Source organism: Streptomyces monashensis (assembly GCF_001866665.1).
GTDB lineage: Bacteria > Actinomycetota > Actinomycetes > Streptomycetales > Streptomycetaceae > Streptomyces > Streptomyces monashensis.
Genome location: NZ_MLYO01000049.1, coordinates 1 through 14,659 on the forward strand (window position 1 = coordinate 1; position 14,659 = coordinate 14,659).

Annotated in this window: 13 protein-coding genes; 6 read left to right on the forward strand and 7 right to left on the reverse strand. The window is 70.2% G+C overall.

Annotated elements, in window-relative coordinates; all coding sequences use genetic code 11:
- The first annotated feature begins 492 nt into the window (after window positions 1-492).
- Window positions 493-1,539, forward strand: a complete 1,047-nt coding sequence (locus BIV23_RS27680) for an amidohydrolase family protein (RefSeq protein WP_079173411.1) — start codon at window positions 493-495, stop codon at window positions 1,537-1,539.
- 81 nt (window positions 1,540-1,620) lie between these two features.
- Here the strand turns inward: BIV23_RS27680 and BIV23_RS50540 are convergent, their stop codons facing one another.
- The 4 genes from BIV23_RS50540 to BIV23_RS27700 all read right to left on the reverse strand — a co-directional run bounded on the left by BIV23_RS50540 (window position 1,621) and on the right by BIV23_RS27700 (window position 4,790).
- A complete protein-coding gene (locus BIV23_RS50540) occupies window positions 1,621-1,968 on the reverse strand; it encodes a hypothetical protein (protein WP_177240056.1) in 348 nt (115 codons plus the stop codon).
- Between the two features lie 184 nt (window positions 1,969-2,152).
- Window positions 2,153-2,605 carry a hypothetical protein gene (locus BIV23_RS50545; protein ID WP_071383698.1) on the reverse strand — a complete coding sequence of 151 codons (453 nt, stop codon included), beginning with the start codon at window positions 2,603-2,605 and terminating at the stop codon, window positions 2,153-2,155.
- A 605-nt stretch (window positions 2,606-3,210) separates the two neighbouring features.
- Window positions 3,211-3,906 carry an SDR family NAD(P)-dependent oxidoreductase gene (locus tag BIV23_RS27695; protein ID WP_071383699.1) on the reverse strand — a complete coding sequence of 232 codons (696 nt, stop codon included), beginning with the start codon at window positions 3,904-3,906 and terminating at the stop codon, window positions 3,211-3,213.
- The gene (locus BIV23_RS27700) at window positions 3,903-4,790 is read right to left on the reverse strand and encodes an NAD(P)H-binding protein (protein ID WP_071383700.1); all 888 of its coding nucleotides are present in this window, start codon (window positions 4,788-4,790) and stop codon (window positions 3,903-3,905) included. The genes BIV23_RS27695 and BIV23_RS27700 overlap by 4 nt, the downstream gene beginning before the upstream one ends.
- 69 nt (window positions 4,791-4,859) lie before the next feature.
- On the opposite strand from BIV23_RS27700, the gene BIV23_RS27705 reads away from it, so the two are divergent.
- The gene (locus BIV23_RS27705; protein ID WP_071383701.1) at window positions 4,860-5,672 is read left to right on the forward strand and encodes a LysR family transcriptional regulator; all 813 of its coding nucleotides are present in this window, start codon (window positions 4,860-4,862) and stop codon (window positions 5,670-5,672) included.
- Window positions 5,673-5,761: 89 nt separating this feature from the next.
- On the opposite strand, the gene BIV23_RS27710 is transcribed toward BIV23_RS27705, so the two are convergent.
- On the reverse strand, window positions 5,762-6,361 hold the full coding sequence (locus BIV23_RS27710; RefSeq protein WP_071383702.1) for a hypothetical protein: 600 nt from the start codon (window positions 6,359-6,361) through the stop codon (window positions 5,762-5,764).
- 150 nt (window positions 6,362-6,511) lie between these two features.
- Window positions 6,512-7,069: a TetR/AcrR family transcriptional regulator gene (locus BIV23_RS27715; RefSeq protein WP_071383703.1), complete on the reverse strand. Its 558-nt coding sequence runs from the start codon at window positions 7,067-7,069 to the stop codon at window positions 6,512-6,514.
- A gap of 72 nt (window positions 7,070-7,141) precedes the next feature.
- Here BIV23_RS27715 and BIV23_RS27720 point away from each other — a divergent pair, with 72 nt between their 5' ends.
- From BIV23_RS27720 to BIV23_RS27730, 4 genes are all read left to right on the forward strand, one after another.
- A complete protein-coding gene (locus tag BIV23_RS27720) occupies window positions 7,142-8,299 on the forward strand; it encodes an FAD-dependent monooxygenase (protein WP_071383704.1) in 1,158 nt (385 codons plus the stop codon).
- Window positions 8,300-9,291: 992 nt separating this feature from the next.
- Window positions 9,292-10,131: a class I SAM-dependent methyltransferase gene (locus BIV23_RS27725; protein ID WP_071383705.1), complete on the forward strand. Its 840-nt coding sequence runs from the start codon at window positions 9,292-9,294 to the stop codon at window positions 10,129-10,131.
- Window positions 10,132-11,472: 1,341 nt separating this feature from the next.
- Window positions 11,473-12,168: an aspartate 1-decarboxylase gene (locus BIV23_RS54030; RefSeq protein ID WP_079173413.1), complete on the forward strand. Its 696-nt coding sequence runs from the start codon at window positions 11,473-11,475 to the stop codon at window positions 12,166-12,168.
- 17 nt (window positions 12,169-12,185) lie between these two features.
- Window positions 12,186-12,986 (forward strand): EamA family transporter, encoded by an 801-nt coding sequence (locus BIV23_RS27730; RefSeq protein WP_245790668.1) that lies wholly within the window; start codon window positions 12,186-12,188, stop codon window positions 12,984-12,986.
- Between the two features lie 662 nt (window positions 12,987-13,648).
- Here the strand turns inward: BIV23_RS27730 and BIV23_RS27735 are convergent.
- Window positions 13,649-14,647, reverse strand: a complete 999-nt coding sequence (locus BIV23_RS27735) for a GNAT family N-acetyltransferase (protein ID WP_071383706.1) — start codon at window positions 14,645-14,647, stop codon at window positions 13,649-13,651.
- Between the last annotated feature and the right edge of the window lie 12 nt (window positions 14,648-14,659).

Below are 14,659 nucleotides of genomic sequence, written 5' to 3' on the forward strand. Positions count from 1 at the left end.
AATGCGTCCCCGCTACCCGACAAGGTCCGCGGCGCCGACCAGCTCGCCACCGCATCCGTCCGGGCCGCCGGGAAGCGATGGCGTCCCGCCAAGTGGTGTAGGGGATCAAGGCACCGGAATTCGCAGGCCAGGGACGGTGGCTCCGCACGTTCGGGTGTTCAACTCGCGTTACCGGCCGGCTTCGTGGGCTACGCCTACACGTAGATCGTCTTCGGTCTCGAACCGGAATGCGTAGTACTTGATCCCCTACACCACGTCGCGGGACACGATCCGGGAAGCAGCACACCGCCGTTCCCGGCGAGAAGATCACCGCACAGGTCGTGCACTCCCTCGCCGGGGAGGTGATGGTCGCGCCGAAGCGGGATTCGAGCGCGGAGTCCTCGTGGAGCGGGCTGACGATGCAGTTGCTTGATTCCGAGGTTCTCCCGCCGTGGTCCTCATAGGATCAGCGAGATCGGCCGACGTGCAGGCGGATTCGTGGGGAGGCCACTGGTGGTGCTGCAAGTGCGCGGCGTCGTATTGCCGCAGCGGGAGGAGCGATCCTTCTGGATCGATGGCGACCAGCTCAGGGCCGGGACTGCCCCGGATGCCGACCTCGCCATCGACGGCGGCTGGCTGCTGCCGGGCCTGGTCGATGCGCATACCCATCCCGGCACCGAGACTATCGAGGACCCGTTCAGTGACACGACGCTTCGGCGGCACCTGACCGATCACCGCGACGCCGGAGTGCTGCTGGTACGCACGCCCGGGTCCGCAGCCCGCATCCCCGACTGGGTGAACGAAGACCCGGACATGCCCCGTGTCCACTCGGCCGGACGCTGGCTGGCCACCCCGGGGCGTTTCTTCCCCGGCTTCGGAAGAGACGTGAGTGAGGCCGACCTGGTCCACGCAGCCGTGGAAGAAGCCACCGCGTCCTCGGGTTGGTGCAAGGTCATCGGGGACTGGAGGCACGACGAACCCGCACTGCCACTGGACATCCTCACTGCTGTCGTCCAGGCCGTGCACACGATCGGCGGCCGGGTGGCCGCGCACTGCCAGACCAGCGAGGGCAGTCGCAACGCCGTCCTGGCCGGAGTCGACAGCCTCGAGCACGGCATGCACCTGGACCCGGGCCTGATCGATCGGATGGCGGACCAAGGCACCGCGTTCGTCCCCACGCTCAGCGTCTTCGGCTCCGGAGCCGACCGGCGGCGGGCCGCCGAGCCGAGCGCCCGCCGGGACTGGTGGCTGGCCGGATGGGACGCGATGCTTCCCAACGTGAGGGCCGCATACGAGGCCGGTGTCACCATCCTGGCCGGCACTGACAGCTTCCCGTGCGGCACCGTCACCTCGGAGATCGAATGGCTGGTCCGTGCGGGGCTGTCGCCCGAGGCGGCGCTGGGCGCGGCCTCCTGGTCGGCCCGGTCCTACCTTGGCCTGCCCGGCCTGGTCGACGGAGCCCCCGCCGATCTTGTCGCCTACGACACCGACCCCACGCTCGACGCTTCCGCTCTGGCCCACCCCAGCCGCATCATCCTCCGCGGCCGGGTCATAGCCTGAAGGTCAGTGTCAATCCACCACTCTTGACAATGACTCCGGCGGCGCACGTATATGCTGCCCGCCGCCGAGGGGGGCGGGACGTCAGCACTGCTCGGCTCCCTCCTCCTGACAAGCGGCTGCTTCGCTCTCTTCCTGATCAGCACCGGTTTCGGCTTCGGCGACGTGAAGCTCGCCCTGGTCCTGGGCACGGTCAGTGACGGCCTCGTGAGCCTGCCCGAGCCGTTCCAGCTGCGCTTCCGCCGCGCTGATCGCGGCCGTGATCCGCTCGGCCTGCTCCTGCAGCCGGGCCACCCTCGCGCGGACCTTCTTCTCCCGGGCCTCCCGCAGACGGTGCACCGACTCATCAGCCACCTCCACGAACATGACGCGAGCAGCCGAACGCCCGAACTCCCCCGCCACCAGCCGAAGATCACGCCCGACCAGCAGCAACCCACCGATCACATGCGGAATGCAGATGGCCTCTCCATGCCTCGCCTGGTCCGGGGCGTCCTCACTGCCGGCCAGCGCCTCGTCGCCTTGGCCCAGTCACCCGAAGATCCGCCGACCTTGTCGGCCGGTGAATCGCTTGCCCAATTACCGCCATATCCGGCTCAGTTCGTCTGCGAGCGGTCGGTCATCGCGGGGTCAGGGGTCCCGCGACGGCTTCGAGGTCCGAACGCAGCATGGGGCGCGTCTGCTGGGAGAAGGAGCGGACATACGGCCACATGACCGCCCGGCCGGCCCACATCGCGGGGGTGACGGCCCACAGGACGCCATTCCGGTCAGTGAGGTGCGACCAGGCGTGGGCGTAGCCACGGGCCACGTCGGCTCCCAGTCGCTCGACGAGGTCGCCGGGGATCAGGGTGGCGCGAGGCAGCGGTGGCGTCCATCTTGGCAACCTCCCCCGGAAGCCGACCCCATGCCGACGTCGGAGCCGACACACCTCGATCACCGCCGTGACCGTCACGCCGACAGGACCGGCGAACAGGGCGACGAAGTAGGCCGGAGGCAGGTCCGCGGAGGGGTAGGTGTAGACGAGGTCGACAAGGAGGGCGTGCCCCACAGCGGTCAGCCAGACGAGAGGCACGCAGGTGAGAGGGCGGACGAGGGGATGGGGCCCACGTTGAACGCGTTGCGGTGAACCAGGTAGAGGACATGAGGAGGCCGAGCCCGAGCAGCGCACGCGGCAGCAGCAACCGCTCGATGACCGGGTCGACCACCTGCTCGGCAACGGCGCTCGCGACCGGCTGGCCGAACTTCCCGGGCAAGGCACCGGGCCCGGCGAGGCCCACAGCATCCGCGGCGGTGAACCGGAGAATACGGAACGGCCCGTAGATCCGCCGGGCCGGCCGCCACGGCAGGAGAAAATCGAGCACCCACGCCCCTGGCCCACCCGCCTGAGGCCGGCTGACGGCACGGTAGGGCGCCCTGTCGTCGAGGTCGGCGCCGGTCACAACGTCATTCCCCCCTGGGCCTTGAGCAGAGCAACGCCATGATGACATGGCAACGTCAAGCTGCTCGCCGCACCGTCCGGGCATCCGAATGAACGAGAACCACGACTCGGTCGATATGGCCAGCGGCCTCCGGTCGGGCACGGGCGAGCAGCCTTCGACCACGGCCTCGACCAGGACGGCGAGTCGTCCGCTGCGGGGCCGCGCCCAGGGACCACCTCACCGGTGGCCCGGCCGGCGGCTACCAGGGCATGGTGTGGTCCTGGTAGTCGAGGTACTTCAGACCCGGCTCGCCGCGGTGTCGGTCGATGGTGTCAGCGAGCCCGGGGACGACCTGATCAACCGTCAGGGGTGCATCAGGACCGCCCAGTTCGGTGCGGACGTGCCCGGGGCACATCAGCAGGAGGCTGTGCGCGGCGTCGGCGTACCGTGCGGCGTAGCTGCGCATCAGCTGGTTGAGGGCGGACTTGCTGGCCCGGTAGGCGTCCTGGCCGCCGCGGGTGTTGTGGGCGAGGCTGCCTTGCCGGGAGGACATCACGCCGATGGTGCCGTCGGCGACGACCAGCGGGCGCAGCGCCTCGACGACGCGCATCGGGCTCAGCGCGTTGGTGACCATGACGTCGGTGAACATCTCGGTGGGGACGTCGGCGATCGGCAGGTCGCCGCGGGTGATGCCGGCGTTGACGAAGAGCAGGTCGAGGCCGCGCCCGGCGAGCCGCTCGCGGAGCGCGTCGACCTGCTCGGGTTCGTTGATGTCCAGCTGCTCGACGGTGACCCTGCCGTCGGAAGCGTCCGCGAGGTCGTGCAGACCGGTACGGGCCTCGCCGCGAACGGTGCCGACGACGTTCCAGCCGCGGCGCGCGTACTCGGTGGCGAGGCCGAGGCCCAGGGTGCGGGAGGCACCGGCGATCAGAGCGGTGGGGCCTGTGGTGCTCATGCGTCCACCGCCGGCCTGAGGACCTCCTCGCACCAGGTGCGGAAGGCGGTGGGACTCCCCGTCTCCGCGGTGCGACGTACACCGTTGTCGAGGCCCTCGCCCTTGGCACGCATCATCGCGGCATAGCCCTCGACGAGGGCTTCTCCCGTGCCGTGGCCCTGGAGCGCGGCGCGGAAGTCCTCCAGGGACTGCCGGCGGTAGCGGACCGGGCGGCCGAGGACCTCGCTCATGATGCGGGCCAGGTCCGCGGCGGAGAGGTCCTCCGGGCCGAGCACGGGCACCTCGCCGGTCCCGGTCCAGCTGCGGTCGATCAGCAGCCGGGCCCCGGCCGCGGCGATGTCGCGGGTGCTGGCGACGGGGGCCTTGAGGTCGGCGGGGAGGGTGTCGGTGAAGACACCGTCGTCGCGGATCGAGGCGGTCTGGCGCAGCAGGTTCTCCATGAAGCTGGGGTTGGCGAGGGCCCGGTGGGCGACGCCGCTCGCCGCGATCAGGTCGTCCATCGCGAGGGAGGCGGTGACCAGCCCGGCGCGGTCGGCGACGGGGGTGCCGCGGCCGAGCGCGGAGACACTGACGACATGGCCGACGCCGTGGGCGGCGAAGGCCTTGGCGGCGGGGCGGGTGAAGTCGGCGTAGACGGCGTCCAGGGTGGGTGCCTGGCGGTTGGGCGGGGCGACCCAGAAGACGGCGCCGGCGCCGGCGAGGGCGCGGTCGAGCACGGCGGGGTCGCCGTGCGAGCCGGTGACGGCGTCGACGCGGTCGCGGACCGCGTCGGGCAGCCGGGCGGGGTCGCGGACGACGACACGGATCGGCTCGTCGGTCCGGTCCAGGAGGCCGCGCAGCAGCCGGCTGCCGATACTTCCGGTGGGAGTGGTGACTACGATCATGCCTTCGAGTCTCGGCCCGGGGGTTTCGGGCGTCCAATACCCTTTGCCCCCGCTCGATACCCTGAGGGCATGAGTCTCGATCTGCGCAAGCTCCGCTACTTCGTCGCGCTGGCCGAGCACGGCAACTTCGGGCGGGCAGCACAGCAGTTGTTCATCGCCCAGCCGGTGCTCAGCCGGCAGATCAGGGCGTTCGAGCGGGAGTTGGGGTGCACGCTGCTGAACCGGACGACGCGCCGGGTGGAGCTGACGGCGGCCGGGCATCAGCTGCACGAGGAGGCGAAGGGCATCCTGGCGGCGGTGGAGGCCGGGCTGCGGCGCGTCCGGGACGCCGACCGAGGCGTGCGGCGGCTGCTGGTCGCCTTCTCCCCCGGGCTGCATGTCTCGGAGGCGATCCGTGCCTTCGGGGAGCACCACCCGGAGGTGGAGATCGACGTCGTCCCGGCGCGCTGGTGGGAGAAGGACCTCCCGCTGCGCGACGGCCGCGCCCAGGTCGGCTTCCTGCGCCGCCCCTTCGACGACACGGGGCTGTCCGTCGTCCCGATCGGCAGAGAACCCCGGGTGGCCTGCCTCCCGACCAGCCATCACCTGGCGCGCCGTCAGGAACTGGCCCTGGCCGACCTGGAGGGCGAGCCGGTCCTGGACACCCCGACCCGCCGCCGCACCACCTCCGCGGAGGAGAAGTTCGAGCTGATCGCCTCCGGCCACGGCATCGCCCTGGTCCCACTGAGCGTCGCCCGCACCTACTCCCGCCCCGACCTGACCCACGTCCCGGTCACCGACCTGCCCTCCGAGGAAACCTGCCTGGTGGCCCCCACCACCACCCGCGAACCGCTGGTCCTGGCCTTCCTGGACATCGCCACCACGGCGCTCCGCCGCAGCTAGAGCCGGTCTCCTCGACGAAGGCCCCTCCCCGCCGAACGGAAATCCCAACGATCCGAGGGGACCGCTCGCCCACGGCCGGTGAACGATGCTCACTTCCCGGAGCCGGGCCACGTCGCCACGAGTGCTCGCCGATCTGGAAAGCGGGGACCGGGGACTGGCTCCTGGGCCGGTTCACCGTTGAGCCAGCACACTTGCTCGGGGGCGCCGTCGCCGGTGTCGTACAGACAGCACACTCCTCCGCTGTCGGCGGTGAGGTCGGTGAACGCCTTCCTGATGTTGGCCGACCGTGCGAACAAGCGGCTCATCCGCGACGTCGCTGCCCAGCACTCCACCGATGTGTAGCCAGGGTGCAGAAGGGACTCGAACCGGATCGTCCCGTAGATGTACCCGATCTGGACACGCCCGTCCGCCTCGGGCTCACGGCCGTTCGTCTGCGCGTACTCACGCAGTGCGTCATCGACGTCGAACAGCAGAGACATGTCGAGCTCGAGCGTGCTGCTCGTAGAGCAGCCGACCGGCTCGCTCTTGAAACCGGACGTGAACGGGAGGACGAGCCGTTCACCGCCGGGCAGGGTGATCTCAAGCGGCGGTACGGCACGTGCCGGTGGCGCCAGTTCCGCCAGTCCGGCCAACACCCTGGCGACGTTCCGAGGACGAAGAAAGATGTCGTAGCCGTAGACCAGCCCCATGTTTCCCCCGTCTCCGATCGATCCGCACCCTCTCACGACCCGCCCCTTGGGCGCTCGTCGGTTTGAGGAGCGTTTCGGAATGAGGTCCGCAGGCAGCGGAGGCGGCTGAGGCCGTCGGCCGGTTCGAGCAGGACCGTGGACGCCTGGGTCCTAGCGCAGCGCGGCGGCGACCAGGCCGTCGAGAGCCTCGCGCCGTACTTCGCCGCCGTTCACCAGCCGGTCGAAGACCAGTCCGTCGATGCAGGTCAGCAGAGTGTGCGTGCGGTTCTCGACGTCCGTGACGCCGTGCGCGGCGAGGAACAGCCGGACGGCCTCGCGGCCGGCGTTCTCGCGGGGCACGAGGATCTCCCGCAGCTCCGCGTCGCGCACGCTCTCGACGGCGCAGGCATGGCGGGCGAGCGAACGGCGGCGGCCCTCACCGGTGAGCCGCTGCCGGATCAGCAGCATCATGCCGTCCACCAGCTCCTCGACGGTGCGCAAGGGCAGAAGCTCTTCGGCCATCGTGTGAAGTTCCGCCTGGTCGCGTTGGACCAGACGTGTGACGAGTCCGGTCAGCAGCGCGGCACGCGTGCGGAAGTAGGCCGAGGTGGTGCCCGGCGGCATGGCGGATCTCCGGTCGACAGCGCGGTGAGTCAGGCCGCGTATCCCTTCGTCGACGAGCACGTCGAGAGCCGCGTCTGCCAGAAGGGTGCGCCGATCGGAAGCCATGCCCCCCTTTCTACACCCGTAGAGACTCGGATAGGGTGAGCTTCTACAGATGTAGAAGAGGGGGATGTCGGCATGGGGAACACGGCAGTGGTGGTCGGAGGGGGCATCGGCGGGCTGGCCGCCGCGATCGGTCTGTACCGCATCGGATGGGACGTGACGGTCCTCGAGCGTGCGTCCGTGCTCGAGGACGCGGGGGCAGGCATTTCGCTGGCCGCCAACGGACTGCGGGCACTGGACGAACTCGGCGTGGGCAAGGCGGTTCGGGAGGCGTCGCAAGGCCAGTACAGCGGCGGCACGCGGACGCCCCGGGGTGGCCGGCTGACCCGGATGGACGGCTCGGCACTGGAGAGGGCGGTGGGCACGCCGATCATGGGCATCCCCCGCTCCACCCTCCACCGACTGCTCCGCGACTGCCTGCCTGCCGAATCACTGGTGATCGGCTCGGAGGTGGCCGAGGTCGAGCAGACCGGCCCCGGGACGGTCCGAGTCGACTGCGGCGCCACGGTCCTGAACGCCGATCTGGTGGTGGCGGCCGACGGTATCGGCAGCAGAGTCCGCAGTCGTCTCTTCCCGGACCATCCCGGTCCGGTCTACAGCGGCTCGACGGTGCTGCGCGCCATCACCGAGCACGCGGTCGATCTGGACGCCGACTTCGAACTGACCTGGGGCCGAGGCGCGGAGTTCGGGCACATCGCCTTCCTGGACGGGCGGGCCGAGTGGCACGCCGTCCTCAGCCGCCCCGCCGCAACGCGGTTCGCCGACCCGCTGGCCGAAGTGCGCCGACGGTTCCACACCTGGCACGACCCGATCCCCGCCCTGCTCGACGCGACCCGGCCCGCGTCCGTACTGCACCACGACGTGAACGAACTCCGCACGCCGCTCCCCGCATACGCGGTCGGTCGGATCGCGCTGCTCGGCGACGCGGCCCATGCGATGACCCCCAACCTCGGACAGGGTGCCTGCCAGGCACTGGAGGACGCGGTCACCCTGGCCGCCGCCCTCGGCACCGAGTCCACCGTCGAGGCCGCGCTCGCCCGCTACGACGCCGAACGCCGGCCCCGCAGCCAGGCCGTCGCACGGGCTGCCCGGCAGGCCGGTCGAATGGGCCACCAACTGTCCCACCCACTGGCCGTCACCCTGCGGAACACGGCGATGCGACTGACACCGTCCAAGGTCGCCACACGTATGATCCTGCGCCATCACGCCTGGATCCCGCCGTCGCTGAACTGATCCGGTTCGCGCCCGCCGGCTCACTACCGGACACCTTCCGGGCCAAACGGCAGTGGCCCACGAGGAGACCTGCGGCCGATCGTGACGGCGCCGTCCTTCGACACCGATGAGGAAGCCCTGATCCTGGCCCGCGGCGTCCGGGCCGGAACCGTAGCCGTAGCCGTAGCCGTAGCCGTAGCCGTCAACGGATACAGCGAAGGCGACATCGGCACCCCCCTTGGGCGGTACAAGACCTCCGGATTCGGCGAACGGACCGACGCAGCCCGACTCGCCCCCAGGACGCCGGCGACCCCAGGCACTCCAACCGTCCCATCTCCGAACAGCTGACGCCCAGGGTCGGAAACCGGCGGTGACACTCCCGGAAGACAGAGGCCATGGCGTGAGTGAATAGGGGGCATGCTCTTCGACTTCACGCACGACCACGACGGCGAACGGCTCAGCGGTGCGCACGACGGCGACCCTCCGAGGCCACCGCTGTGGTACTGCATGGCGCAGCGCTCAGACACCAGCAGCACGGAGCTAGTTCTGCCGCTGGTACGGGAGTTCGTGGCCCACGGCTGCCGAGGAATCGCCTACGACTTCTCCGGACATGGCGAAAGCACCGGCAGACAGAGCGAGTTGAGCCTGCGGCGACAGGTTCGAGCAGGCCGTAGCGGTGATCGACGCGTACGCGGGGGCGGGCGGGCCGCGCTCCGGGCCAGGGCCGCCGCGGGCACACCCCGACCGAACCCACTGGCCACGGCGAGTGGGCGGGACGGCAGCCTGCGCAGCAAAACCGCCTTCCTGCTCGCCGTCCTGCGGTGCCGCACGCTCGCCGCCGTACGCTCCTTGCCGGTGCCGCCCACTGCGACCGACCCCGCCGTGCCCGATCCCACCGCATCCGGTCCCGCCGTGCCGACTCCCACCATGTCCCGCCCCGTCACGCCGGACCGCACCGGCCCTCACGTGCCATCCGCAGCCCCGGCCACTCCTCCCAGGAACAGGCGAATCCCGTGACACGACGCCAAGCCGCCACCGCCCCCTACCGCACCGGCCTGCTCGGCAACGACGACCCGCGCGAACGTGACCGTCTGGAGTCCATCCAGCGCAGCGTGGACAGGTTCACCACAGACATCGTCGACGGCCTTCCCGTCCAGGCGTCCTGGAACTGTCTGGAACTGGGAGCAGGCGCCGGCTCGGTCGCCTACTGGCTCGCCGCCCGCTGCCCCGAGGGACGCGTGGTCGCCGTCGACCTCGACACCCGCCATCTCGACGCCGGCCGGGCCGCCAACCTGGAGATCCACGAAGCCGACATCACGCGGCACGACTACGTGCCCGGCACCTTCGACCTCATCCACGCCCGCTACCTGTTCTGCCACCTCCGCGACCGGGACGAGATGATCACCCGGGCTGCCAGCTGGCTCTCCCCCGATGGCTGGCTCGTCATCGAAGAACCCTACGACCTGCCGCCCACGGACTCCCCGTTCCCGCTGGTCCAGCGCATCCTCAGCGCCTACCAGCACACCTGCAGGCAGCACGGCGCCGACATGACCTGGGCACGCAAAGTGCCCGCGCTGCTCGCCCGCAACGGGCTGACCGAGGTGGCCTACGCCGCAAACCCCGGCTGCATGGGTGGCCTCGACAAGGACCGCTGGCGCCCGCTGATCGAGCGGGCCGCCCCCGCCCTCCTGGCCGCAGGCCTCGTCACCGAGGGAGACCTCGGTCAGTTCACCGAACTGCTGAAGGACCCGGCGTTCATCGACATCCCTCAGCTGACCGTCTCCGCCTGGGGCCGTCGCCCGCCGCACACCCCACCGCCGGCCACACCCGTCGGCGAACGTGCGCGGGGGTGAGAGGCCTGGCCAGTTGCCTCGACCGGAGATCCCTGTGCAGAACAGCTGATGCAGGCTGGGCAGGGCATCCTGCACCGGCAACTACCACCGTCCGAGGCGGAGTTCGGCTCCCGGCAGGCCTGCTGGTGGCGGCTGGGCCGGTGGCACGAGGCCGGCGTCTTCGAGCAGCTGCATGTCGAGCACGGTGGTGCCCCTCCCTCAGATGCGGGTGCCGTCGCGGTCGAACTGCAGTGGGGTGACGCCGCCGACCGCCTCCCACAGGCGGCGCCGGAACTCCTCCTCAACGGAGCCGTACAACGGATGCCGGCGAAGGTGAGCGGGGTCGGCCCGGACGTGCTGACTCGGGCGCTGCCGGCCTTTTCCCACGAGGACGCCGAAGCCGGAACGGCCGGAGGCGCGACGCGCGCGGGTTCACTGCGGTGCCCGGCCGGACACACGCGTTGCGAAAAAACGGTTCGTTCGGTAGTTCTCATCGCCGGACGCGAGCAGTGCCTCCGGCGAACGCGCCGTGCCGGTCGCCTGATGCTTGACCGGCCTTCTCACCAGCGTCGATGAGACATCGGGAGAACCCTTTTGCGTACTCACCGTCCGCCCCGGCGGGAAGGCGGCCGTGATCGGCGACCACGGTTCCGTGAAGTACACGCTGCTGCGCCTGATCGTGGGCGTGGAGTGGCCGGACGCCGGCGGGTTGACCGTCGAGGCGCCCGGCGGGACGGCCTACCTGGCCGAGACCATCGATCTGCCCTGCGGCCGCACGACTTCGCCCACATCCTCTTCGCCGACCTCGCCGCCCGTGCGATCAGGGGCAGGGACGGCACCCGCTGGTCCGACTTCGGGCACCGGACCACCCCGGCCGACCTCGAACCGTGCACCGGCTGGCGATGGGCAATCCGGGCATCGTCCGTGAACTCCTGCGCTTCGCACGGCTGAGCCGCGGTGACGATCCCCGGTACGCGTTCTGACGGAACCAACCCGGTTGGCGGTGGCTCAGGCACTCCGACGACAAGCCGGCTTCTTGATGCTCACCCCAGCCGTGCTCGACAACACCCTCCACGTGGCCCGGCGTGGCACGGCGGGCAGCCACAGGCGGGCTCCCTCGACGGGCGCGGAGCAAAGGAAGCGCAAAGCCCGGGTTCGGAGTGTGGCACCGGCCGCGGAAAGCGCATGGGTTCCGGGGAGGCGCACTGGGCGGACTCTGCGGTTCTCGTCATCTAAACCGGGGTTCTGCCGATGGAATTCGTTGATCACCACGGCTTGTGATGAGGATTTACTCATGCCACTCTTCAGACTGTCGCGGCGCCGAGATCACTGCATGACGGGACGCATCAGCGAAGGGCAGCCGTGTATTTCGAGACACTCAAGGCCAAGATCCACCGCGCGACCGTCAGTCATTCGCACCTGGACTACCTCGGCTCCAGCACCATCGACTCGGACCTGATGGAAGCTGCCGGGATCCGACGTCACGCGAAGATCGACCTGGTCAACGTGACCAACGGAGCCCTCGCCGGGAGCGGCCTGATCCGCGGCGACCAGGTGGCCAGGCGTCTGACTCGCCGAGCCCCGGACCGGATCGTCGATCCCGGGGCCCGGCATCGACGGCGGAGCTTCGCCACCTGTGCAACGCCGACACCCCAATCCCTCCTCCCCGCCCCCTCCCAACGAGCCGGAACGAATTGGCCGCCACGCTTTCCGCACCGACGATGCCACCCACCTCCCGGACAACTCCGCGGAACACCCCACCGACAGCATCGACAGCATTCCGGGACTGACCAGACACTGCTCACCCTGCGAAATGTTGCGAGCGAAGCCGTCCTGACAGCACATCCGAAACCTCCGTCGGCCGAGCCCAGCCCGCTGCACGCTGCCCGCAGCCACCGCACGCCCCGGCGTACCCGATTCGAAGGAGACCGAAGATCACTCAGCAGACCATTCATCGCGGCAGCGCGGCGGCATGGATCGGGCGCGGGCTCGGGGCCGTCCCAGCCCCCGGACTCGTCATCGGCGGGATCGTCGGACTGCAGGGCGGCGCGGCACTGACCACCCACCTCTACCCGGTGGTAGGGCCAGCCGGAGTGGTCACCCTGCGGCTGCTCATCGCCGCCGCTGTACTGATCGCCGTATGGCGTCCAGGACTGCGATGGGACAGGACCACGTGGGCCGTGGTTGCCGGTGCCGGCGCGCTCCTCGCGGTCCATCACCTCAGCTACTACGAGGCCGTGGACCGCCTCCCGTTGGGTGCCGCCACCACCGTGGAGTTCGCCGGGCCCTTCCTGATCGCCGCGGTAGGGTCCCGCCGCGCAGCCTACCTGCTGTGGGCCTGCCTCGCCGCCGCGGGCGTGGTGCTGCTCAGCGCCTCAGGCCCTCACCTGAACGCCGAAGGCCTGGGGTTCGCCGCCCTGGCCGGCTGCTGCTGGGGCGGCTACATCCTGGTCGGCAAACTCCTCGCCGACCGCGTTCCTGATGGCCGCGGCCTCGCACTGGCGGTGGCCTGGGGCGCCCTGCTCAGCCTCCCCTACGGCATCGCCCAGGCGGGGACCCGGCTCTTCGCCCCGGCCACGCTGGCCCTGGCCGCCGCCGTGGCAGTCCTCTCCAGTGTCCTCCCCTACTCCTTCCAACTCGAAGCACTGCGCGGGCTCTCCCCGCGAGTCTTCGGCGTACTCACGAGCCTCGAACCAGCCATCGGCGCGCTGGTCGGACTTCTCCTTCTGGACCAGCACCTCACCATGCCGCAGTGGCTCGGCATCACCGCCGTGGCACTGGCATCCGTCGCGGCCACCCGAAGCGACCGCGGCAAACAGCGAAACAACAACGATACCGACGCAGCCCGGTCACCCGTCACCATGCTCGACCCATGAACACGCCGCGCCTGGCTTTGTTCACGTCCCTGGGCAGCAATTCGGCAGCACTTTCGGTGTCGCTCCCACGATGGTGATTGTCGACAATGTTCACTGGCGGAGCGGCACCAGGACCATCCTCGTGGGGTCGGGCCGCGGCTGTTCCTCCATCTGGTCTCGTGGAGCCATGACCGTCGACCGAGTAACTCTCTGCAGCCACCAGCAGGAGCTGTGACTCCGTGCGGGCGGGTCGCTCTCGACGTGGACGGGATGTCAGCGTATTCACCCGCAATCCGCGCAGAGCAGACGGACGTCTCGATGGCGTCGAAGAAGCCCGGCATCGTTTTCGCCCACGGCCTGCGGCGCCCGTTGTCCGGGGCCATCCCGCTGTGTGGCTGGTGGTGCAGGGGCTCGCCGTCGCGGTGGTGGTGTCCGCCGGTGTCTCGGCAGCCGCACTCTGGCGCCGACGGCCGACGCCGAGCCGGGCTGTCTGGCTGCGCCTGGGCCCGGTCGCGCCGTCCGCGGCCGGGTTCGTACCGTGGGCAGTGTGGTGGGTGTCGCCATGTGACGACCATCGTCCCCTCCACGGCTCCAACGGCCTTCTGAACACCTCCTGTTGGCTTCCTCCCCGGGCTGAGGCCCGGGGAGGAAGCCGATCAAGACGTACTCCTTTGACCGGGCGCTCACCCCTCCACCGCCCACAGTGGTGAAATGACCGCGCCGCGCAGGGATTTGGCGTGGAGTGATTCCATTCCGAGGTGGAGGGCGGTGGCGCCGCGCGTGTAGGCGTGGGTGATGGGGAGGTAGTAGGCGATGTTGAAGTACTCGTGGGCACCACGGAGCGTGGGGTAGTCGTAGCCGGTGGAGCGGAGCCAAAGGGTGTTGGCGTGGTGGTAGAAGAGGCTGAAGGCGGCCATACGACCCTCGGCGTAGGCGGCTTGGACGATGCCGGTGCCTGCCATGTTGTCGGCTTGGTCCTGGAGAAGACGGGCCATGACGGCGGGGTCGGCCGGGTGACCGTGGCGTTGCTGGAGCTGGGCGGCCAAGGCGCCGGCGGATTCCGCGCATTCGGAGAGGCGGAGGGTGCGCAGTTCGTATCCGGCCTCGGCGAAGGCACGGCGTTCGCGACGGATGGCGGTGCGCCGCTTGCGGGGCAGGGCGGCGAGGTAGTCGTCGAAGGTGGTGCCGGGGAGCGGGATACGGGCATCCTGGTTGAGCTGCAAGGGTTTGGTGCCGCAGGTGTCGGCGAGTTCGGCGGCGGCCGTGTCGGTGACGTACAGCCACCATGGCTGGGCTTGGTGGGCGGCGGCGAGCGACCTGGTCGCCACCACAAGTGCGCCAAGGGCTGCTCGCCGCGGGCCAGGGGCGAGGGCGTGGTGGAGCAGCGGGGCGTTGAGGTAACCGCGGCGGGCTCCGGCGAGGAGGGTTCTGGCGGGTGTGCGGCCGGGCAGGAGTTCGTGGACGCGGTAGAGGTCGTTGGGTTCGGTCCTGACCACGTACAGCGGTGCTGCGGCGACGAGCCGGCCGTCGTCGTGGACCAGGGCGTAGTGGACCTCGGCGGTCGGGTCGTGCTGCTGGGCGGCGAGCCACTGGTGGGAGAGGTAGAAGCCCGCTTGCTCGGCCAGCGCGTCCCAGGAGGCGGCAGGAACGTCCATGATGTCGCGGACCAGTCTGAGGATCACGGCGGGCTTCCT

What these genes read in the sequence shown, in the direction of transcription:
- BIV23_RS27705 (WP_071383701.1), top strand. Translation starts at nt 4,860, where the DNA reads ATGAGTCTCGATCTGCGCAAGCTCCGCTACTTCGTCGCGCTGGCCGAG.
- BIV23_RS27715 (WP_071383703.1), bottom strand. Translation starts at nt 7,069, where the DNA reads ATGGCTTCCGATCGGCGCACCCTTCTGGCAGACGCGGCTCTCGACGTG.
- BIV23_RS27710 (WP_071383702.1), bottom strand. Translation starts at nt 6,361, where the DNA reads ATGGGGCTGGTCTACGGCTACGACATCTTTCTTCGTCCTCGGAACGTC.
- BIV23_RS27720 (WP_071383704.1), top strand. Translation starts at nt 7,142, where the DNA reads ATGGGGAACACGGCAGTGGTGGTCGGAGGGGGCATCGGCGGGCTGGCC.
- BIV23_RS27695 (WP_071383699.1), bottom strand. Translation starts at nt 3,906, where the DNA reads ATGAGCACCACAGGCCCCACCGCTCTGATCGCCGGTGCCTCCCGCACC.
- BIV23_RS27700 (WP_071383700.1), bottom strand. Translation starts at nt 4,790, where the DNA reads ATGATCGTAGTCACCACTCCCACCGGAAGTATCGGCAGCCGGCTGCTG.